General features: G+C 71.6%; 18 protein-coding genes and 1 tRNA gene. 5 read left to right on the plus strand and 14 right to left on the minus strand.

Annotated elements, in window-relative coordinates; genetic code table 11:
- The 4 genes from Q7T52_RS04400 to Q7T52_RS04415 all read right to left on the minus strand — a co-directional run.
- On the minus strand, positions 1-1,241 hold a 1,241-nt coding region (locus Q7T52_RS04400; RefSeq protein WP_304799771.1), incomplete at its 3' end, for an alpha-(1->3)-arabinofuranosyltransferase family protein.
- Positions 1,238-1,990, minus strand: a complete 753-nt coding sequence (locus Q7T52_RS04405; RefSeq protein ID WP_304799772.1) for a bifunctional 2-polyprenyl-6-hydroxyphenol methylase/3-demethylubiquinol 3-O-methyltransferase UbiG — start codon at positions 1,988-1,990, stop codon at positions 1,238-1,240. The genes Q7T52_RS04400 and Q7T52_RS04405, both read right to left, overlap by 4 nt.
- Before the next feature lie 10 nt (positions 1,991-2,000).
- The gene (locus Q7T52_RS04410) at positions 2,001-3,281 is read right to left on the minus strand and encodes a glycosyltransferase family 4 protein (RefSeq protein WP_304799774.1); all 1,281 of its coding nucleotides are present in this window, start codon (positions 3,279-3,281) and stop codon (positions 2,001-2,003) included.
- A gap of 257 nt (positions 3,282-3,538) precedes the next feature.
- Positions 3,539-5,212, minus strand: coding sequence for a hypothetical protein (locus Q7T52_RS04415; RefSeq protein ID WP_304799776.1), 1,674 nt, complete (start codon positions 5,210-5,212; stop codon positions 3,539-3,541).
- A 57-nt stretch (positions 5,213-5,269) separates the two neighbouring features.
- On the opposite strand from Q7T52_RS04415, the gene Q7T52_RS04420 reads away from it, so the two are divergent.
- The gene (locus Q7T52_RS04420) at positions 5,270-6,550 is read left to right on the plus strand and encodes a lipopolysaccharide biosynthesis protein (protein ID WP_304799778.1); all 1,281 of its coding nucleotides are present in this window, start codon (positions 5,270-5,272) and stop codon (positions 6,548-6,550) included.
- A gap of 569 nt (positions 6,551-7,119) precedes the next feature.
- On the opposite strand, the gene polA is transcribed toward Q7T52_RS04420, so the two are convergent.
- Positions 7,120-9,855 (minus strand): DNA polymerase I, encoded by a 2,736-nt coding sequence (gene polA, locus Q7T52_RS04425; RefSeq protein ID WP_370692293.1) that lies wholly within the window; start codon positions 9,853-9,855, stop codon positions 7,120-7,122.
- On the opposite strand from polA, the gene Q7T52_RS04430 reads away from it, so the two are divergent.
- A complete protein-coding gene (locus Q7T52_RS04430) occupies positions 9,854-10,297 on the plus strand; it encodes a hotdog fold thioesterase (RefSeq protein WP_304799782.1) in 444 nt (147 codons plus the stop codon). The genes polA and Q7T52_RS04430 overlap by 2 nt on opposite strands.
- 6 nt (positions 10,298-10,303) lie before the next feature.
- Here Q7T52_RS04430 and Q7T52_RS04435 read toward each other — a convergent pair whose 3' ends face one another.
- The 8 genes from Q7T52_RS04435 to Q7T52_RS04470 form a co-directional block, all read right to left on the minus strand.
- Positions 10,304-10,897 (minus strand): GNAT family N-acetyltransferase, encoded by a 594-nt coding sequence (locus tag Q7T52_RS04435; protein ID WP_304799784.1) that lies wholly within the window; start codon positions 10,895-10,897, stop codon positions 10,304-10,306.
- Positions 10,898-11,096: 199 nt separating this feature from the next.
- Positions 11,097-11,810, minus strand: a complete 714-nt coding sequence (locus Q7T52_RS04440; RefSeq protein ID WP_370692294.1) for an ABC transporter ATP-binding protein — start codon at positions 11,808-11,810, stop codon at positions 11,097-11,099.
- A complete protein-coding gene (locus tag Q7T52_RS04445; RefSeq protein ID WP_304799786.1) occupies positions 11,791-12,714 on the minus strand; it encodes an ABC transporter ATP-binding protein in 924 nt (307 codons plus the stop codon). Before Q7T52_RS04445 ends, Q7T52_RS04440 begins: the two co-directional genes overlap by 20 nt.
- On the minus strand, positions 12,707-13,936 hold the full coding sequence (locus Q7T52_RS04450) for a branched-chain amino acid ABC transporter permease (RefSeq protein ID WP_304799788.1): 1,230 nt from the start codon (positions 13,934-13,936) through the stop codon (positions 12,707-12,709). The genes Q7T52_RS04445 and Q7T52_RS04450 overlap by 8 nt, the downstream gene beginning before the upstream one ends.
- Positions 13,933-14,958, minus strand: coding sequence for a branched-chain amino acid ABC transporter permease (locus tag Q7T52_RS04455; RefSeq protein WP_304799790.1), 1,026 nt, complete (start codon positions 14,956-14,958; stop codon positions 13,933-13,935). The genes Q7T52_RS04450 and Q7T52_RS04455 overlap by 4 nt, the downstream gene beginning before the upstream one ends.
- A 100-nt stretch (positions 14,959-15,058) precedes the next feature.
- Positions 15,059-16,192, minus strand: a complete 1,134-nt coding sequence (locus tag Q7T52_RS04460; RefSeq protein WP_304799792.1) for a branched-chain amino acid ABC transporter substrate-binding protein — start codon at positions 16,190-16,192, stop codon at positions 15,059-15,061.
- A gap of 236 nt (positions 16,193-16,428) precedes the next feature.
- Complete coding sequence (locus Q7T52_RS04465; RefSeq protein ID WP_304799794.1) at positions 16,429-17,076, minus strand: ANTAR domain-containing response regulator; 648 nt, start codon at positions 17,074-17,076, stop codon at positions 16,429-16,431.
- A complete protein-coding gene (locus tag Q7T52_RS04470; protein ID WP_304799796.1) occupies positions 17,073-17,300 on the minus strand; it encodes a hypothetical protein in 228 nt (75 codons plus the stop codon). Before Q7T52_RS04470 ends, Q7T52_RS04465 begins: the two co-directional genes overlap by 4 nt.
- Positions 17,301-17,406: 106 nt before the next feature.
- Here Q7T52_RS04470 and Q7T52_RS04475 point away from each other — a divergent pair.
- The 3 genes from Q7T52_RS04475 (at position 17,407) to Q7T52_RS04485 (ending at position 19,541) form a co-directional block, all read left to right on the plus strand.
- Positions 17,407-17,489, plus strand: a tRNA-Leu gene (locus Q7T52_RS04475).
- Between the two features lie 29 nt (positions 17,490-17,518).
- Positions 17,519-18,298, plus strand: a complete 780-nt coding sequence (locus tag Q7T52_RS04480; RefSeq protein WP_304799798.1) for a transcriptional regulator — start codon at positions 17,519-17,521, stop codon at positions 18,296-18,298.
- A 19-nt stretch (positions 18,299-18,317) separates the two neighbouring features.
- A complete protein-coding gene (locus Q7T52_RS04485; RefSeq protein WP_304799800.1) occupies positions 18,318-19,541 on the plus strand; it encodes a hypothetical protein in 1,224 nt (407 codons plus the stop codon).
- Here the strand turns inward: Q7T52_RS04485 and pyk are convergent.
- On the minus strand, positions 19,504-20,967 hold the full coding sequence (pyk, locus tag Q7T52_RS04490) for a pyruvate kinase (protein ID WP_304799802.1): 1,464 nt from the start codon (positions 20,965-20,967) through the stop codon (positions 19,504-19,506). The genes Q7T52_RS04485 and pyk overlap by 38 nt on opposite strands.
- Positions 20,968-21,076 lie beyond the last annotated feature (109 nt).

Here is a 21,076-nt window from a genome sequence, read left to right on the forward strand (position 1 = left end):
AGGCGCGGTCGCACGGAGGCGCCGTCGGCCGAGAGCACCCGGTCGAGCGCCCAGGCCAGGCCCAGCACGAGCGGCAGCCGGATGATCGGGTCGAACTTGTGCACGTTGCGCAGCGGCGCGAGGGCCCCGTCGAGGAGGACCCGGACGTCGGAGGCGAACCAGCCGTCGACCGCGCCGACGTGGCCCGCGGTCACCATGACCACCCCGATCCCGAGCCCCAGCCCGAGGAACCGGCGGTGCGGGTTGGTCCGGTCGAGCAGACCGACGAAGCCCACCAGCAGCACCACGCCGCTGTTGACGGCGAGGTAGCCGGTGGTGACGAGGTCGTTGCCCGCCCGGCTCGAGGAGTCGATGTAGGGCACCCAGTCGGACGTGCCGCGCAGCGCGTCGACGAGCGTCGTCGGGAAGGTCGTGACGGAGCTGTTCTCGATGAAGTCGAGGAACGGCGGGCTGTAGCTGCCGAGCAGCAGCAGCGGGACCAGCCACCACAGCGTGCCGAGCGCGGTGAACGTCGGCCACCACACCATCAACGAGCGGCGGCGGGGGCCACGGGTGCGGGTCAGCACCCACACCGCACCGAGCGGGACCACCGCGAACGTGGCCGCGGCGTTGACGCCGCCGATCATGGCGACGGCGAGGGCCGAGAGCGCGGCGGCCCGGCGCGGCGAGCCGCGGGTCGCCCCGACCACCAGCGGCAGGAGCACCCAGGGGGCGACCGCCGACGGCCACGCCTCGATGCTGATGGGGCCGAGGGTGGTGAGCATCCGGGGCGACAGCGCATAGGCCGCGGCGGCGACCAGGCACGCGGCGTCGGAGCGGACGCCCAGGGCCCGGCCGAGGCGCGCCGTACCGACGAAGGCGACGCAGAGCACGAGGGCCTGCCAGGCCCGCTGAACGGCCCAGTCGGGGATGCCGACGAGGTCGCCGATCGCGAAGAACGGACCCATCGGCCACAGGTAGCCGTAGGCCTGGTTCTGAACCTGGCCGAAGGCGCCCTCCTCGTCCCACAGGTGCAGGGCCCGGGCGAGGAAGTCGCCCGGCGCGCTGACCAGGTCGAACTTGGTGTCGGGGACGATGAAGCCGGGGTCCTGGACGAACGCGAGGCCGACGAGCAGGGCGCACGCCGCGGCCAGGCGCAGGGTGGAGACGCCGGGCAGGCGGGCGCCAGCCAGGTCCTCGCCGGGCCTGGAGTCGGGCGGGGAGGCGTCGGGGTCGACGCGCTCCTCGGTCGCGGCGGTCACCGCTTGCGGAGCACGGCGACGAGGTTCCAGGTCACCAGCTCGCGGACCACCGGCACGTGCACGACCCACCGTGCCCACCACGGGTGGTAGCGCGGCAGCAGGGCGACCAGCTCGACGTCCGGGCCCTCGGCGCGGCCCCGCGCCCACCGGACGCCGCCGGCCACGGTGACGGCGAACAGCGACTCGCCGTACTTGTTCTTGGGCTCCTTGCCGTGCTTGCGGCGGTAGCGGCGGCGGGCTCGGGCGCCGCCGAGGAAGTGCCACGGCGCAGTCTCGTGGCCGCCCCAGGGCCCCCACCACACGGTGTAGCTGAGGAACACCAGGCCGCCGGGCTTGGTGACGCGGACCATCTCGTCGGCCATCAGCCAGGGGTCGGGCACGTGCTCGAGGACGTTGGAGGAGTAGCAGACGTCGAGGCAGGCGTCGCGGAACGGCAGCTGCATGCCGCTGCCGACGACGGTTCCGGCGGCGATCCCGCCGAGGCCGGAGAGCTCGCCGACGTCGGCGTCGAGGGCCCAGTACGTCGCCCCCGCGGCCTGGAACGCGTCGCGGAAGTAGCCGGGGCCGCCGCCGACGTCGAGGAGCACGGCACCCTCGAGGCCCCGCTCGCCCAGGTAGGACGAGAGCTGGCCGACCGAGTCGGCGGCGAGCGCACGGTAGAACCGGTCAGGGTCGGGCTGCTCGTAGCGGAAGTCGTTGAGCAGCCGCACGGACCGGTCGAGTGTCGCGCGCCACGGGGCTACGTCCACTGACGGAGAGTCATCCAGCACGCGACCAGTCTGGTCGCTGGGTGTCGTCACGACGCGAGCGGCCCGCCGGCGTCGGGACGGCGTCGCGCTCGATCGGGTGCTGGTCGCCGACCACGACGCCCTCGAGCGCGGCGGTCATCACCTCGGCGAAGGAGCGCTGGGCGCTCTCCCACGAGTAGGCGTGGCTCATCACCCGCGCGCCGTCGGCGAGCCGGGCCCGCTCGGTCGCGTCGGCCAGGAGGCCCCGCGTCGCCTCGAGCAGCTGCTGGGGGTCGTCGACGAGGAGGCCGGAGCGTCCGTCGTCGATCGACTCGCACACCCCGCCGGCGGAGGCGTAGGCGATGGTCGGCGTGCCGTGCATGCCGGCCTCGCCGATGACGAGGCCCCAGCCCTCCTTGAGGGAGGGCATGAGGTGGAGCCACGACTGCTCGTAGACCTGGTGCTTGCGGGCCTCGTCGACGTGCCCCTCGAAGACGACGGTGTCGCCGGCGCCCACCGCGGCCGCGTGGGCGCGCAGCTCGTCCTCCCACCAGCCGCCGCCGACGACGTGCAGCCGGAGGTCGGGGTGCTCGGCGCGCAGCGCGACGGCCACGTCGATGGCGTGCTCGACCTGCTTGTGGGGCACGAGCCGGCCGACCGTGGCCAGCATCGGGGTGGGCGAGGCGCCCGGGGCGAGGGTGACGACGGGGTCGGTGCCGTTGTGGACGACGGCCACCCGGTCGCTCCCGACGCCGTGCTGTGCGAGCTCGGCGCGGGTCGCGGACGACACGGCGACGTACTGGCAGCGGCGGTAGTACCAGGGCGCGAGGCGACGCTCGATCCACCAGCCGACCTTGCCGACGAGCCCGGGATAGACCACGGGCCACTGCTCGCGGTGGACGTGGTGGACGAGCACGACGACCGGGGCCTTGGTGCCACGGCGGCTGAAGAAGGGCAGGCCGTTCTGGACATCGACGACGAGGTCGGGCTCACCGAGGTCGCCGCGTCGCAGGGCCTTGACCCCCTCGAGGTAGACGGTGGTCTTGGTGCCGCGGCGGACGTAGCGGATGCCGTCGCACACCTCGTCGGCCGGGCCGGCGTCGTGGGCGGCACTGAAGATGGTCACGGAGCAACCACGCGCCACGAGACCCTCGGCCATCCGCTCCAGGTAGAGCTCCGCGCCGCCACCCTCGGGGTTGCGGGTGTCGCGCCAGCTCAGGAAGACGACGTGCCGGCCTCGCAGGGAGGCGGTCTCGTCGGACGGTCGGGGTGCCTGGCGGCGGCGCGACCCGGAGGGGCGCACCACCGACATGTCAGTCGGACCCGTAGGCGACGAGGTCGTCGACCGTCGAGTTGACGCTCACCGGGCTCTTGTCGGGCGCTGCGGTCTGCGACTGCACGACCCCCACGATGGTGGTGGTGGCGACGACTCCGCCGATGACAAGGCTGCCAAAGGCAGCAACGATCGAACCCACGATGTTCCCTCCCAGTAACGTCGTGTTCCCTCCCGGGGAACACCGTGGAGGCTATCAGTGACGGTGGTCACGACACGATTTATCGGCAAAGTCGTCAACGGCGTTGATCCGACCGTCGCCGACGGACGACCAGGACGAGCGCCAGGGCCGGCCCCGCGGCGTACGCCGACCAGGCGACGACGGCCGCCACCGCCCAGCCCGCCGGGACCTCACGCACGTCGGGCCGGTCGAGGGCGAGCACCCTCAGGTCGCCGTCGAGCAGCACCCGGCCGGCGACCTCGGGGGCCTCGCCCGCGTCGAGCTCGACCACGACGACGCCGAAGCCGAGGTCGGCGAGGGCTGCTGCGCGGGCCTCGGGCGTGGACTCGGCCAGGGCGTCCGCGGCGGCGCTCACCCGGGGGTCCTCCCCCTGCAGCACGGTCGTCCCGACCACGAGCCGGTCGCTGGCGACGACGTCGGAGGTCAGCCAGCGCGGGAGCGGGTCGAGCACCTTGCGCCCGCCGTTCCACCGCGGCTGGCGGTAGGACGAGAGGGGCAGCACGAGGGCGTCGCCCGGTACGCCGGCCGCGGCCTTGCGGGCAACAGCGTAGGACGCCGGGTAGTCGACGGCCTCGAGGCGCGAGGCGAGGCCGAAGGTGGCGTCGGGCATCAGCATCACCGGCACCAGCGCCAGCGCCCCGGCCAGCACGAGCCGGGGCCCCTCCTCGACGACCCGGGCGGCCACCCGGGCGGCGGCGTGGGCGGCCAGCACGGCGACCAGCGGTGCACACAGGACGAGCGACCTGGCTCCGTCGCGCACCAGCCCGCCGCCTGGAACGGTCGCGGCCAGCCACGCCACCGCGCCGGGGGCGACCCAGGTCAGCAGCGCCAGCGACAGCCCGAACGCCCACGGGACGACGAGGGTGAGGGCCTCGCGACGACTGGTCGCCGCCCACCAGCCGCGGACGGCGAGCAGCAGCGCGGCCAGGAGAACGAGGCCGACCCAGGCGAGGATCCCGTCGCGTGAGGGCAGCACGACCTCGCTGTTCCAGGTGCCGCCGAGGGCCAGCGCCTCGAGCGGCGTCGGCAGCGTGCCGTGGCCCTGCAGGGCGAAGGCCTCGGCACCGGCCCGGTCGGAGGTGGCATCAGCCGCGTGCAGCAGGCCGGTGACCAGCCAGGGGGCGTTGGCGGCGACGAGCAGCGCGACGGCACGGAGGGTCGGTCGGCGCGGTCCGGCCACGGCCGCGAGGAGCACCACGGCCGTGGCCAGTCCGGCGCTGGCCGAGAGACAACCGAGCGGTACCAGCACGAGCAGGGCGGCCGGCGCCCTCCCGGTCACGCGCCAGCGGCGCCCCAGCAGCACGAGCCACGGCAGCAGCGCGTGCGCGACCAGGACGGGCCACGCCCCGAGCAGCAGCCGCTCGGCCACGAACGGCGTCCAGACGTAGGCCGACACCGCCACCAGACGGACCGCCCGGCGCTCGGTCGGCGGGCCCGGCACGAGACGGGCGATCCCGGCGCCGCCCGCGACGAGGAAGCCGACGAGCACGAGCTTCTGGAGCAGTGCTCCGGGGACGAGCTCGTCGAGCAGCGCGACGACGGCGTCGGACGGCACCGCGCGGGGCAGCCCGGAGCCGAGACCCCAGACGTCGGGGCGGACGGCGAGGTCGGGCACCCAGACCATGTCGTAGGTGAGCACGAAGCCCGGGGCCAGCGCCGGGCCGAGGAGCACCAGCGCCAGGACGGCTGCCCACGCCGCGGGGAGCCACGCCTGCGCCCGCTCCCTCACCGCGACATCACGTCCATGATCCAAGCACCCGTGGCCCCTTGTGAAACACTTCACGTCGTGCCTGAGCCGTCCACGCCCGCCCACGACACAGTCGGCGGGGGCACGGCGAAGCTCACGCCGGGCGCGGCGACCAACGGGAGCGTGCTCGCCGTCGCCATCGGGGTCATGAACATCGCGACCTACGGGTTCACGATCGTCGCGGCCCGCGCCCTCGGGCCCCAGCAGTACGGCGCCTTCGCCGCCGTGATGAACCTGCTCATCGTCGTGTCCGTCGCCTCCCTGGCCCTGCAGGCCACCGCCGCCCGCCGGATCGCCTCGACCCCCGGTGACGTGCGCGAGATCGAGGACGGCGTCCGCCGGGTCACCCTCCGGGCCGCGCTCGGCCTGGGCGGGGTGCTGGTGCTGGCCGCGCCGCTGCTCAACGTGGCCCTGCGGCTCGAGAGCCTGCTGACCGCGGCGCTCGTCGGACTGGTCGCCGTACCGCTGACGGTGATGGGGGGCCAGGCCGGCATCCTCCAGGGCGAGCGCCGGTGGAAGCCGCTCGCGCTGCTCTACGTCGCCGCCGGCGTGCCGCGGCTGGTGCTCGGCACCGGCCTCATCCTCTGGCAGCCCGAGGAGCTCGTCGCCACGTTCGCCGTCTTCATCGGTGCGCTCGCCCCCGTCGCGGTCGGCTGGTGGGCCCTGCGCGAGCGCGGCCACGTGCGCCACGACCGCACCGACGTCGACCACGGCGGCCGGGCGATCGTCCGCGAGTCGATCCGCAACTCGCAGGCCCTGCTGGCCTTCTTCGCCGTCTCCAACATCGACATCATCGTCGCCCGCAACGTCCTCGACGACCACGACTCCGGCCTCTACGCCGGCGGCCTGATCCTGACCAAGGCGATGCTCTTCCTGCCCCAGTTCGTCGTCGTCCTCGCCTTCCCCGACATGGCCGACTCCGCCGCCCGCCGCCGCGCCCTGCGCCTGAGCCTGGGCGTCGTCGGGATCCTGGGCGTGGTGGGCGTCGCGGCGTCGTACCTCCTCTCGCAGGTGGCGCTCGTCTTCGTCGGCGGTGACGACTACGTCGACGTGCAGGACCGGCTCTGGCTCTTCGCGGTCCTCGGCACCCTGCTCTCGATGATCCAGCTCCTCGTCTACGCCCTCCTCGCCCAGGAGAGCGGCCGCCTGGTCGCCCTCCCCTGGGCCGCCCTCGCCGTCATCGGCGTCGCCGCCGCCACCCTCGCCGACTCCGTCAGCTCCCTGCTCGCCGTCGTGGTGGCCGTGGACGCGGTGCTGTTCGTGGCGTTGCTGCTGCCGGCGATGCTGCGCGCTCCGGCGGATGCCTCTCCCCCCGACTGAGGTCGTCGGTCCGGTTGGTCTGCGCGCCTGCGGCGCGGGGGGCGCCGCTTCGCGGCGGGGGGCCTTGGGGTGCTCCGCGCGGGGGGTGGGGCGTGGTTGCCGGCCCTGGGCTGCGGGGTCGCCTTCCGGGGAGAAGGCGATCCGGAGCCGCGCCGATGGCCTGGTCCTATGGTGGCTGGGTTCCCGGCGCTGCCCCGGCTCGACTCCCCGGAAGGCGACCCCCGCAGCCCCGGCCGCCCCCCACGCCCCACCAGGCCCCCGTGCTCGTGTTCATGGGGAGGTAGGAGGGGTCAGGTGGTCCGAGTGCGCCCCCGCGGTCTCGACGGGAATGGTCGCGGAGCGACACGTTGCCTGGGCGCCGGGTGGGGGTCCCTTGCGTTGGTGGTCGGGCCGGGGCGCGGTTCAAGCGCGCGACGCCGACCGTCCGCCGACCAAGACCTGCTCCGTGGACAGCCACCGGCGGGCGGTCGACGCCGCGCGCCTGCGCCCCGGCCCGACCACCAACGGAAGGCCACCCGGCGCCCAGGCAACTAACGAGCCAGCCACCCGCCGTCCACGCGACAAAGAGGCTAGTGCGCGGCTTCGTGCCAGGACCGGCCCGTGCCCACCGAGACGTCGAGCGGGACGGTCAGGTCGGCGGCGCCGGCCATCTGCTCGCGGACGACCTGCTCGAGGGCGGCGGCCTCGCCGGGGGCGACCTCGAACACGAGCTCGTCGTGGACCTGGAGGAGCATCCGGGACTTCAGGGCGCTGGTGTCGAGGGCGTCCTGGGTGCGGAGCATGGCGACCTTGATGAGGTCGGCGGCCGAGCCCTGGATGGGGGCGTTGAGGGCCATCCGCTCGGCCATCTCGCGGCGCTGGCGGTTGTCGCTGTTGAGGTCGGGCAGGTAGCGGCGCCGGCCCATGATGGTCTCGGTGTAGTCGTCCTTGCGGGCCTGGACGACGACGCTCTGCAGGTAGTCGCGGATGCCGCCGAAGGTCTCGAAATACTCGTCCATCAGGCCGCGGGCCTCGCTCGGCTCGATGCCGAGCTGCTGGCCGAGGCCGAAGGCGGACAGACCGTAGGCGAGGCCGTAGTTCATCGCCTTGATCTTGGCGCGCTGCTCGACGGTGACCTCGTCAGCCGGGGTGTCGAAGACGCGAGCCGCGGTGATCGAGTGGAAGTCGCTGCCCGACCTGAAGGCCTCGATGAGCAGGGCGTCGTCGGAGAGGTGCGCCATGATGCGCATCTCGATCTGGCTGTAGTCGGCGGTCAGCAGCGACTCCTGCCCCTCCCCCACGACGAAGCCCTCGCGGATACGGCGACCCTCCTCGGTGCGGATGGGGATGTTCTGCAGGTTGGGCTCGGTGCTGGAGAGCCGGCCGGTCGCGGCGATGGTCTGGTTGAACGTCGTGTGGATGCGTCCGTCGGGCGCGACGGTCTTGAGCAGCCCGTCGATGGTCTGGCGCAGGCGGATGACGTCGCGGTGGCGCAGCAGGTGGGCGAGGAACGGGTGCGCGGTCTTGACGAAGAGGGCCTGCAGGGCGTCGGCGTCGGTCGTGTAGCCGGTCTTGGTCTTCTTGGTCTTGGGCATCTCGAGCTCGTCGAACAGCACCGTCTGCAGCTGCTTGGGAGAGCCGAGGTTGATCTCGCGGCCGATGGTGTCGTAGGCCGACTCGGCGGCCCGGCGTACTTCGGTGTCGAACTCGCTCTGCAGCGACTCGAGGTAGGGGACGTCGACGGCGATGCCGGTCTGCTCCATGCGGGCCAGCAGGTGGACGAGCGGCAGCTCGACCCCGGCCAGGAGCGGGGCGCCGCCGCGCTCCTCGAGCTCGACGTCGAGCGCCTCGGCGAGGTCGAGGACGGCGCGGGCGTGGAGCATCGCGGGGCTCGCGACGTCGGTGCCCTCGTCGAACAGCAGACCCTGGTCGGCCTCGGCCTGCTCCTGCTTGAGCTCGCGCTTGAGGTAGCGGACCGTGAGGTCGGCGAGGTCGTAGGAGCGCTGGTCGGGGCGGGCGAGGTAGGCGGCCAGGGCGGTGTCGCTGACGACGCCGGCCAGGGGCCAGCCGTGCGCGGCGAGGGCGAGCTCGGGGCCCTTGGCGTCGTGGAACACCTTGGGCTTGTCGGCGTCGCCGAGCCAGGTGGCGAGGGCCCGGTCGTCGTCGGGGGTCAGGGTCGTGGTGTCGACGTAGGCCGAGCGGCCGGTGGCGGTCGCCAGGCCGATGCCCTCGACCTGGCCGGTGCCGCCGCCCCAGGTGCCACGGACGTGGAGGCCCGTGCGCTCGCTGTCGAGCTCGGCCAGCCAGGCGCCGACGGCGCCGGGTTCGAGGGCGGCGCCGACGAGCTCGAACCCGCTCTCGTCGAGGATCTCGACGGAGCCGACCTCCTCGAACAGCCGGTTGCGGAGCACCCGGAACTCGAGGCCGTCGAAGAGGGTGTGCACCTCCTGGCGGTCCCAGGGCTGGCGCACCATGTCGGTGGGGTGCACCTCGAGGTCGAGGTCGCGGATCAGCGCGTTGAGCCGGCGGTTGCGGATCACGTCGCCGAGGTGCTCGCGCAGGTTGTCGCCGGCCTTGCCCTTGATCTCGTCGGCGTGGGTGATCAGGTTGTCGAGGCCGTCGTAGGTAGCGATCCACTTGGCCGCCGTCTTGGGCCCGACGCCCGGGATGCCGGGGAGGTTGTCGGAGTCCTCGCCGACGAGCGCGGCGAGCTCGGGGTAGCGGTCGGGCGTGACGCCGTACTTGGCCTCGACCGTGGCCGGGGTGTGGCGCGCCATCTCGGAGACGCCGCGCATCGGGTAGAGCAGCGTCGAGTGCTCGGTGACGAGCTGGAACGAGTCGCGGTCGCCGGAGAGGATCAGCACGTCCATGTCGGCCGCGAGCGCCTGGGTGGTGAGCGTCGCGATGATGTCGTCGGCCTCGAAGCCGGGCTTCTTGAGGTAGGGGATGCGCAGCGCGTCGAGGACCTCCTCGATCAGCGCCAGCTGGCCGCCGAACTCGTCGGGGCTCTTGTTGCGCTTGGCCTTGTATTCGGCGTACTCCTCGAGCCGGAAGGTCTGACGCGACACGTCGAAGGCGACCGCGATGTGGGTCGGCTTCTCGTCGCGCAGCATGTTGATGAGCATCGAGGTGAAGCCGAAGACGGCGTTGGTGTGCTGGCCGGTCGTGGTCGAGAAGTTCTCCACCGGGAGGGCGAAGAACGCCCGGTAGGCCAGCGAGTGGCCGTCGAGCAGGAGCAGCCGCGGGCGGTCGGTGGGTGCCTCAGTCACGCCGTCGACCCTAGCCGGGACCACGGACAGTCGGCCGCCGGGCAGGATGGGTCTCATGAACACTGCACCGGACGACGAGAGCCAGACCGTCGCGGACGTCCTCGCCGCCATGCCGATGGGCACCCTCAACGAGAAGATGGGCATCGAGCTCGTCGAGGTGACGGCCCAGCGGGTGACCGCGACGATGCCGGTCGAGGGCAACCAGCAGCCCTACGGCCTGCTGCACGGGGGCGCCTCGGTGGTCCTCGCCGAGAGCCTCGGGTCGATCGGGTCGGCCATCCACGCCCACCCGATGGACAAGGTCGCCGTCGGTGTCGACATCAACGCCACCCACCACCGCTCGGCGACGTCCGGGCTGGTCACCGGGGTCGCGACGCCGGTCCACCTCGGTCGGTCGAGCACGTCCTGGGAGATCGTGATCAGTGACGAGCGTGGCAAGCGCGTCTGCACCGCACGGATCACCTGCGCGCTGATCCCCAAGGCCAACGTCGGGCAGTGACCCGGCTCAGCTGGGCGGCGGCGTCACGGGCTCGGCGCGCCGCATCGACCGGCGCGCGGCGAGCACGCGGCTGAGCTGACGACCGCTGCCGGAGGGTGCGGTCACGAGCGCGGTGGGCCGCTGCGCGGTCAGCCGGGCGCGTACGGCGGTCACGGGCGCCACGCGGTAGGTCGCCAGCGGTCCGAGCGCGAGCCGGGCCATGAACCGGTTGCCGTCGCGCGAGCCCGCCGCGACCGCGGTGCAGACCTGCGGCACCCCGGCCTCCTCGGCGAAGGTCGCCGCGCACTCCATGAGCATCCGGCCGATGCCGTGCCGACGGAACGCCGGCGCGACGTGGGGCGAGAGGACCTGCACGGCGGGGTCGAGGTTGAGCGACGTGACGGTCGTGATCTTGAGCAGCACCGCACCGGCCGGCTGACCGTCGTAGTCGGCGACGACGAGGCGCTGCTCGGCGGAGGCGGCCGCGGTCTTGATGACCTGCTCGAGGTCGGCGACCTGCTCGGAGCGGTCGGCCCGACGCAGCGCGGACGCCCACAGCTCGGCGAGGAACAGGGCGTCGGACGCCTCGGCGGTGCGGAGCGTGACGAGCGATCGAGACATCGGCTACCTCCTGCTCCCCCGCCAGAGCCCACCCACCGGGCTGCTGGTCGCCAGCGAACCCTAGCGCTCACGGCACCCACCCCGACAGGGGGCGTTCCAGACGCCGACCCGTCGTAGATCGAGGACGGGTCGGCCGAAATGGACGCTGACCCGTCGTAGATCTACGACGGGTCAGCGTGGGTGGAGCGGGGCGATCGGGTCAGGCGACGCCGAGGTAGGCCTCGCGGATGCTCGGGTCGTCGAGGAGGTCGGCACCGCTGCCGCTCTTGACGATCGAACCCGTCTCGAGCACGTAGGCCCGGTCGGCGCGCGAGAGCGCCTGCTTGGCGTTCTGCTCGACGACCAGGATGGTGGTGCCCTGCTCGGCGATCTGGCTGATGATGTTGAAGATCTGCTGGATCAGCATCGGCGCCAGGCCCATCGAGGGCTCGTCGAGGAGCAGCAGCCGCGGGCGGCTCATCAGGGCGCGCCCGATGGCCAGCATCTGCTGCTCACCGCCGGACATGGTGCCGGCGATCTGCTTGCGGCGCTCCTCCATGCGCGGGAAGAGCTCGAAGACGCGGTCGAAGTCCTGCGCGATCTCGGGCCGGTCGCGACGGGTGTAGGCACCCATCTCGAGGTTCTCGGTGACCGACATGCCGGGGAAGATCCCGCGACCCTCGGGGGCGAGGCAGAGGCCCAGGCGCATCCGCTGGTCGGCCCGGAGCTTGGTGACGTCCTGGCCGTCGAAGATGACCTTGCCGGAGTGGAGTCCCCGGACGCCGGACACGGCCCGCATCGTGGAGGTCTTGCCGGCGCCGTTGGCGCCGATCAGGGCCACGACCTCGCCCTCGGCCACGTCGATCGAGATGCCGTGGAGCGCCTCGATCTTCCCGTAGGTGAGGACGGCCTTCTCAAGCTGAAGCAGACTCATCAGGTTCTCCCAGGTAGGCGGCGATGACCTTCGGGTCGCGAGCGACCTCGGCGGGCAGGCCGTCGGCGATCTTGCGGCCGAACTCGAGCGTCACGATCCGGTCGGTGACCCCCATGACCAGCTTCATGTCGTGCTCGATGAGCAGGACGGTGAGGCCGCGGTCACGGATCCGCCGGATGAGACCCATGAGGTCCTCCTTCTCCGCCGGGTTGAAGCCGGCGGCCGGCTCGTCGAGGCAGAGCAGCTGCGGGTCGGTGGCCATGGCGCGGGCGATCTCGAGCCGGCGCTGGTAGCCGTAGGGCAGGTTGCGAGCGAGCTCGTTGGCCCGGTCGGCGATGCCCACGAACCGCAGCAGCTGCAGGGCGTCGCGGCGCCCGATGCGCTCCTCGTAGATGTGCCGGCTCAGGCCGAGGGTCTTCTCGTAACGACGCTTGAAGGCGTTGTCGGAGTAGAGCTCGTCGGGCGCCGAGAACACCCGGGCCAACCGGAAGGCGGCCCCGATGACGCTCGTCTTGTGCCGGGCGTCGCAGCCGACCATGACGTTCTCGAGGGCGCTGAGCTCAGGGAACAGCCGGATGTTCTGGAAGGTGCGGGCGATGCCGAGCTGGTTGATCTTGTGGCTCTTCCGGCCCGCGATCTGCTTGCCGTTGAAGAGCACCTCGCCCGACGTCGGCTTGTAGACACCGGTCATGACGTTGAAGCAGGTCGTCTTGCCGGCGCCGTTGGGCCCGATCAGACCGAGGATCTCGCCGCGGTAGATCTGGAAGTCGACGTCGTTGAGCGCGACGACACCGCCGAAGCGGAGCGTCACGTGGTCGACCGAAAGCAGGACCTCGCGGTCCTTGGTGGGCGCACCGGCCCCGGAGGGCGCGGCGTCCTTCTCGAGCTCGATGGCGTCAGACATCGGTCGCTGCCTCCTCGGCCTCGTGCTTGCGGTCGGCGAACTCAGCGGCTCGACGTCGGCTCGGGACCATGCCCTGCGGCCGGAAGATCATCACCAGGACGAGAGCGAGACCGAAGGCGAACGGGCGCCACTCCTGCAGGTCGCGGAACCGCTCCGGCAGGTAGGTGATCATGAACGCGCCCAGCAGGGCGCCGACCATGTTGCCGGAGCCACCGATGACGACCATGGCCACGAACAGGAACGACAGGTTGAGCTGGAAGTCGTTGGGCGTGATCGCGGTCTGGTGGCTGGCGAACAGCGCACCGGCCATGGCGCCGAGGGCAGCGCCGATGGCGAAGGCCCACAGCTTGAACTTGAGCGCGTCGACGCCCATGAGGCCAGCCGCGTCCTCGTCCTCGCGGATGGCGAGCCAGGCCCGGCCGACGCGGCTGTACTCGAGCCGGCGGGCGAAGAGGATCAGCAGGAACAGGACGACCAGCGCCAACCAGTACCAGTACTCGTGGTCGAGCCGGTTGAAGAGGCCGACGCGGCTGCCGTACTCGTTGGTGATCTCGGGCCCGGGGGGCGCCGGGATCTCGACGATGCCGGCGGAACCGCCGGTGATGTCGAGGTTGCGCAGGACGATCCGGATGATCTCGCCGAAGCCGAGCGTGACGATGGCCAGGTAGTCACCGCGCAGGCGCAGCGTCGGCGCACCGAGCAGCACGCCGAACATGAGCGCGAACGCGATGGCGATCGGGATGCACGCCGTGAACGGCACGGCCCAGCCGGTCGAGAGGTTGAACGTGTTGGCGATCTTCTCCGTGACCGGCGACGACGGCGACCCGAACAGGGCCACCGAGTAGGCGCCGATCGCGTAGAAGCCGATGTAGCCGAGGTCGAGCAGGCCGGCCAGACCGATCACGATGTTGAGCCCGACCGCGACGATCATGTAGACGACGACCTGGAAGAGCACCGCGCTCCACGACGACCCCTCCGGCGACAGGTCGGTCCGGACCTGGGCGAACGGCAGGATGTTGAGGAACGGCAGGTAGACGAGCAGGGCGATGCCTGCCGCGATCGCCACGCTGCGGATGACCAGACGGGTCGCCTTGGACTGGCGGCTCCAGAGGCCCTTGACGATGTCGACGCCCGGGATGATCGACTGCTTGCGCGCGCCCCGTTCGGGCTCGATCGTGATGTCGCCGGCAGTGTCGGTCTCGCTGTCGATCTTCTCGCTCATGCGCGTGCCTTTCCGAGTGACTCACCCAGGATGCCCGTCGGACGCACCATCAGCACGAGGACGAGGAGGATGAAGGCGGTGACGTCGGCCCAGGAGGAGTCGAAGAGCGTGGAGGCGTAGACCTCGACGACCCCCAGCAGAAGTCCGCCGAGCAGGGCACCGCGCAGGTTGCCGATGCCGCCGAGGACGGCGGCCGTGAAGGCCTTGACGCCGATGATGAACCCGACGTCGAACTTGGTGCCGTCGAACTGCATCGTGTAGAGGAGCGCGGCCACACCGGCCATCGCCCCGCCGAGGATGAAGACCAGCATGAAGATGCGGTCCTGGTTGACGCCCATCAGGGCCGCGGTCTCGGGGTCCTGGGCCACGGCGCGGACGCCGCGACCGAGGCGGGAGCGGTTCACGAAGAAGTCGAGCGCGAACATCATGACGACCGCACCGAAGAACACGATCACCTGCATGTTGGTGATCGTGACGACGTCGGTCTGGATCAGGGCCCCGTTGGGTCCGATCAGCTGGCGGGTCTTGACCAGCGACGGGATGCTGATCGGCTTGCGGCCGAACGGCTCGCCGAAGAAGACCTTGAGCACCTGTCCGAAGATCTCGAGCAGGACCAGCGAGCAGCCGATCGCGGTGATCAGGAAGATGAGGGGTGGGGCGTTCTTCTTGCGCAGCGGCTTGTAGGCGACGCGCTCGACCACGAGGGCGGTGCCGGCGGAGGCGAGCATGGCCCCGATCAGCGCGAGCAGCGTGGCGATGATGACGAACCACAGCGGGTCACCCTCGGCGGCACCGATGGCGGTGTAGATGCCGAGTACGGCCCAGGTGCCCACCATGAAGACCTCGGAGTGGGCGAAGTTGATCAGGCGCATGACGCCGTAGACCAGGGTGTAGCCGAGCGCGACCAGGGCGTAGATCGCGCCGCGGGTCAGCCCGTCGACCGTGTGGCCGGGGATGTCGCTGAACAGGTTGTCCCAGTTGACCATCGGGACGAGGACGAGCGAGTCGAGTGCGCCGATCACGGCGGGGCCTCCTAGTCGAGGGGCAGACGTCGACACGGGGCGGCCGGGCATTGCCCAGCCGCCCCATGTCGTACGCCACCTCAGGGGTGGACGGTGTCTGTCAGCTGAGCGAGATCTCCTGGTCGGGAACCAGGACGTCGCCCTCCACCTTGTAGGACCAGATGACGACGTTGTCGACGGAGATGTCGCCCTTGTCGTCGAACTTGATCTGCTTGGTCAGGCCGGGCTCGTCGTAGGAGTTGACGAACTCGGCGACCGCGGCGCGGTCGGTGGCGCCGCTCTTGATCGCGTCGAGGAACACGGTCATGGCGTCGAAGCCCTCAGCGGCGTAGGCGCCGGGCTTCTCACCAAACTCGGCCTCGTAGTCGCTCGAGAACTCGCCGTCCTCGATCGGGACGCACGGGCACGTGATGATGGCACCCTCACCGGCACTGCCGGCGGCCTTCGGGAAGTCGGCGCCGTAGACGCCGTCAGGGAAGACGACCGGGATCTCGAGGCCGGCGTCGCGGATCTGCTTGAGCAGCGGCGCGGCCTCGGCGATGTAGCCGGCGTAGAAGACGGCGTCGGCGTCAGCAGCCTCGATCTTGGAGATCGTGGCCGAGAACTCGGTCTGACCGACCTGGGTCTTGTCCGTGCCGGCAACGGCGTCGCCGAGGCTGGAGATGACGGTCGCCGCGAGCGGCTCACCGTAGGCCTCGGAGTTGTCGACGACGAACGGCTTGGTCGCGCCGAGCGTGTCGGAGATGTAGGTCGCGACGGCCTCGCCCTGGATGTCGTCGTAGCCGACGACGCGGTGGAAGACCTTCTTGACGTCCTCGGTGGTGAGGTCGGTGGCCGTGGCGGACTGGCTGATCATGGTGACGCCGGCCTCGTCGAAGATGCCCTTGGTCGCGCGCGTCTCACCGGAGAACGCGCCGCCGATGACACCGAGGAAGTCGGCGTCGTCGGCGATCTGGCTGGCCAGCGGGGTGGCCTTGGCCGCGTCGCCCTCGCTGTCGAACGGGACCAGCTCGATGTCGCAGTCCGAGTTCTCCTCGAGGAACTGCGAGAGCGCGAGCTTGGCGCCGTTGACCGAGGGGATCACGATGCTGGCGTTGGGGCCGGAGAGCGCACCCATCGCACCGATCTTGCCGGCGCAGGCCGCGTCGTCGCCGCCGCCACCGCCGCCGGAGCCGCCCTCGTCGTCCGTGGTCCCGCAAGCGGCCAGTGACGCGCCCACGAGCAGCGCAGCCATACCGAGACCGAATCGATTGTGAAGCCTCAAGACGTCCTTCTTCCTGTCCAGATCCACTGGTCGCCTGTGCGACGCAGCGTGAATGACGCTCGTCCGATCGCCCCAATCGATCGAACTCACTGCGCGGGAACGTACATGAACCGGACGGTGCGGGGTAAGCATTCGGGCCCTTGGCGCGGAATTGCCACGAATCCGTTACGAAGTGTCGGGGAGGTTACGCAGGCTGCGGCCGTGCGTCAGGACGGATCGGTGGTCCCGGTGGCGCTGGACGGGGCGCCGGGCGCGGTGCCGGGCCCGTGCGTGACCACGCCCTCGGCCACCTGGCGCATCGACAGGCGCAGGTCCATCGCGGTCTTCTGGATCCACCGGAACGCGTCGGGCTCGGAGAGCTTGAGCTGCTCCTGGAGGATCCCCTTGGCGCGGTCGACGGCCTTGCGCGTCTCGAGGCGGTCCTGCAGGCCGGAGACCTCGGCCTCGAGCTGGGCCAGCTCGGCGTAGCGCGACAGGGCCATCTCGATTGCCGGCACCAGGTCGCTCTGCGTGAACGGCTTGACGAGGTAGGCCATCGCTCCGGCGTCGCGGGCCCGTTCGACGAGCTCGCGCTGGCTGAAGGCGGTGAGGATCACGACCGGGGCGATCCGCTTGCCCGCGATCGCCTCGGCGGCTGCGATCCCGTCGAGCACGGGCATCTTCACGTCGAGGATGACGAGGTCGGGCCTCAGCTCGGTCGCCAGCTCGATGGCCTTGGCGCCGTCGCCGGCCAGGCCGACGACGTCGTAGCCCTCCTCGGTGAGCATCTCGGCGAGGTCCATCCGGATGAGCGTCTCGTCCTCGGCGATCACGACGGTCCGGGGCGAGGTCGGGGCGGGAGCGGCAGGGGTCACCCGGGCAATCTAGTGCGTCGGGCCGCCGTCCCGGCCGGGTGCTCGGCGGGTGTGACGACGGTGTGCGCGTCGTCACCGCGCCTCGCGCCGCGCCGGCGGGCGGCCAGGTAGAGCTCCACCTCGGTGCGCTCGACCCGACGACGGCTGCACTCGGTGGACGCGGCCCGGGCGTTGGTGACGGCCTGCTCGTTGCTGGCGGCGGCCCAGGTCCGGACGGTCCACATGGTGCGCTCCTGACGCGGGGAGAGGATCGCTCAAAACTGTAGTGACTTGATTGACTTTATGCAACGGCGGCGGCCAGACGCATCGGCTAGGGTTCCGCCAGCCCTGGCCGGGTTGGCGGAACGGCATACGCAGTGGCCTCAAAAGCCACCGTCCGAAAGGAATTGTGGGTTCGAATCCCACACCCGGCACTGTCGGTGGCGGCCGCCATCATCGACGAATGCCGCACATCCGTCCTTGGTCCACTGTCGAGTCCGCCCTGCGCGACTCCGACGCCGGGCTCGGTGACGCAGCCAATGCCGCCAAGCACGAGGTCGCGGTCAAGACGATCCGGCGGTGGCGCCGCGAATACCAGCGTCGCGGAAACCCACGGGGGCAGACGCACTGCACCGTGGCCTGCCCCATCTGCGAGGACGGCGTGCTCGACCGAGCGTCCTACGCGGAGCTGCTGGGGTGGTACCTGGGTGACGGCCACATCTCCCGCCAGCGGCGCGGGGTCTTCGGCCTGCACGTGGTCAACGACCGGCGATATCCGAACGACAACGCCCGCCTGGGCGAGCTGATGCGCTTGGTCAAGCCAGAGTCACGACCCCACACGCGACTCGTTCCCGGCGCGATCATCACGACAGTCTCGTGGAAGCACTGGCCGTGCCTCTTCCCCCAGCACGGCCCGGGCCGCAAGCACGACCGCCCGATCGTGCTCGACGACTGGCAGCGAGCGGTCGTCGAGGACCACCCAGGGCCGTTCCTGCGCGGGCTCTTCCACTCCGACGGGAGCCGCGTGCGCAACTGGGCCACCCGCGTCGTGCAGGGCGAGCGCAAGCGCTACGACTACCCGCGCTGGCAGTTCACCAACGTCTCGCAGGACATTCGCGAGCTCTGCTGCTGGGCGCTCGACCTGGTCGAGGTCCCCTGGCGGCAGAGCAACTGGAACTGCATCAGCGTGTCGCGTCGCGAGGCGGTCGCCCGGCTCGACGAGCTGATCGGTCCCAAGGGCTGACCGCGCCTAGGATCGCGTGATGGGACGGCACCGCACCGCGCACCTGCTCGCGGCACTTGTCGCGGTGACCGCCCTGGCGGGCTGCAGCGGCGACGAGCCCGGCGCTCGGCCGACGCCGTCCGCCTCGCCGTCCGCCGCCCCGTTCGAGGCCAAGTGGGAGGCGGTGGACCTGCCGGCACCACCCGGCCCCTCCGGGAGGATCGCCCTGCGCGACGCCACCCGCTGCGGGGACACCTGGTACGTCGTGGGTGGGGTCTTCACCTCGGCGACCCAGAGCCAGCCGGCGTGGTGGAGCAGCCCCGACGGTCGCACCTGGACCAGCCGCGACCTGGCGCCGCGGGACTTCTTCGCCCGGGGCTCGGTGCTGTCGTCGGTGGCTTGCCACGGCGCCGACGTCGTCGCCCTGGGCGGCCGGCCGGGCGGGGCGCACGGCAACCTGCGCACGAGCAGCTGGTACCTGCGACCCGACGGCGTGCTGGCCGACGTACCCGCCCTCTTCACGCAGTACGGCGGCGTCGAGGCCGTCAACGTCGCCCACGTCGCCGGTGGCCCGGCCGGGTGGACCATCTCGGGCAACCGGGTGAGCGGCGCTGCGGTCTGGTCCTCGCCCGACGCCCGTGACTTCGTCCGCAACGACACCGACCCGGCGCTGCGTCACGACCCCGACCACCGGTTCCTCGCGACCGACCAGGTCGCGGACGGGCGCGGCTGGGTCCTGGTGGGCAGTGCCGGCCTGGCCGGTCGCGGCGGCGCGCTGGCGCCCTGGGCGTGGAGCTCGGCCGACGGCCGCTCCTGGACGCGCGAGGAGGTGCCGACGACCGACGAGTTCAGCGACCTCGAGCGCGTCGCCGCCGACGGTGGCGGCGACGGCTTGCTGGCCCTCGGCCTGCGCGGCCAGCGGTTCGGCGCGTGGCACCGTGACGCCGCCGGCACCTGGCGGGCTGGCGTGACGTTCGGCGGCCTCGACCCCGGGCGCACCAGCGCCCCGGCGGTCGCCGGTCTGGCCACGGCCGACGGGCTGGTGGTCACCACGGTGAGCGACGGCACCGACTACCAGCTGTGGACCTCGACCGACGGCGCCGGGTGGCACCAGGTCGCGACCCCCACCACTCCCCCGGCCGGGTCTGGACGGGTGATGACGGCTGCCACCGACGGCCGCTCGGTCCTGCTGGTGGCCGACGACGAGCGGGCCGGACGGCTGTGGCTCAGCCCTGACGCCGGTAGGCCGGCGCGACCTCGTTGATCGCGTCGCCCATCCGGTGGATGCGCAGCGCGTTGGTCGACCCGGGGATGCCCGGGGGGCTCCCGGCGACGATGACGACGAGGTCGCCCTCCTCGACGCGCCCGATGGCGAGCAGGTGCTCGTCGACCTGACGCACCATCTCGTCGGTGTGGTCGACACTGACGGTGCGGAACGTCTCGACGCCCCACGTCAGCGACAGCTGGGAGCGGACCCGGTTCTCCGGGGTGAAGGCCAGCACCGGGATGCGGCTGCGGATGCGCGAGAGCCGTCGGGCGGAGTCGCCGCTCTGGGTGAACGCGACGACGTACTTGGCGCCGACCCGGTCGGCGACCTCCTCGGCCGCCTTGGCGATCACGCCGCCGCCGGTGTGCGGGTCCCAGTCGATCGTCGTGAACCGACCGGACGCCGGCCCGTTGAGGGCGTGCTCCTCGGTCGAGGTGATGATCCGGGCCATGGTCTCGACCGTGTGGATCGGGTGGTCCCCCACGCTGGTCTCGCCGGAGAGCATGACAGCGTCGGCGCCGTCGAGGACCGCGTTGGCGACGTCGCTGGCCTCCGCGCGGGTCGGCGACGGGCTGGTGATCATCGACTCGAGCATCTGGGTCGCCACGATGACCGGCTTGGCGTTGATGCGCGCCCGGCGCACGATCTCCTTCTGCAGGAACGGCACGTCCTCGAGCGGGCACTCCACCGCGAGGTCGCCGCGCGCGACCATGAAGCCGTCGAAGGCGTCGATGACCTCGTCGAGGTTGTCGATGGCCTGGGGCTTCTCGATCTTGGCGATGACGGGCAGCAGGTTGCCCTCCTCGCGCATGATCTTGCGGACGTCCTCGGCGTCCTGGGCGTCGCGCACGAAGCTCAGCGCGATGAAGTCGACCCCCAGGTGCAGGGCGAAGCGCAGGTCGGCGATGTCCTTCTCCGACATCGCCGGCACCGAGACCGCGACGCCGGGCAGGTTGATGCCCTTGTGGTTGCTCACCGGGCCGCCGACCAGCACCTCGGTCTCCACGTCGGTGTCGGTGGCCGACACGACGCGCAGCCGCACCTTGCCGTCGTCGATGAGGATCGGGTCGCCCGGGTTGACGTCGCCGGGCAGACCGGCGTACGTCGTCCCGGCGACCTGGCCGTCACCCGGCACCTCGCGCGTGGTGATGGTCCACCGCTGGCCGCGGTTGAGGATCGCGTGACCCTCGGCGAAGGTCGCCAGCCGGATCTTGGGGCCCTGCAGGTCGGCGAAGATGCCGACCCCGTGGCCCGAGGCGTCGGCGGCCTCGCGCACCAGCCGGTAGGTCTCGGCGTGCACGGCGTGGCTGCCGTGGCTCATGTTGAGCCGGGCGACGTCCATGCCCGCATAGACGAGCTCGCGGATCCTCCGCTCGGTGCTCGTGGCCGGACCCAGGGTGCACACGATCTTTGCTCTCCGCACCCGCTCAGCCTAGCGCGGGTTGGATCGTTCCAAGCATCTGTTGACCAACCCCGCCGCCGGGCGACCCCTCGTCGATCGACGACGGGTCGACCGGGGTCCCCCCCGACCC

The sequence above is a fragment of the Nocardioides sp. genome (genome assembly GCF_030655615.1).
In the GTDB taxonomy this organism is placed as follows: Bacteria; Actinomycetota; Actinomycetes; order Propionibacteriales; family Nocardioidaceae; genus Nocardioides.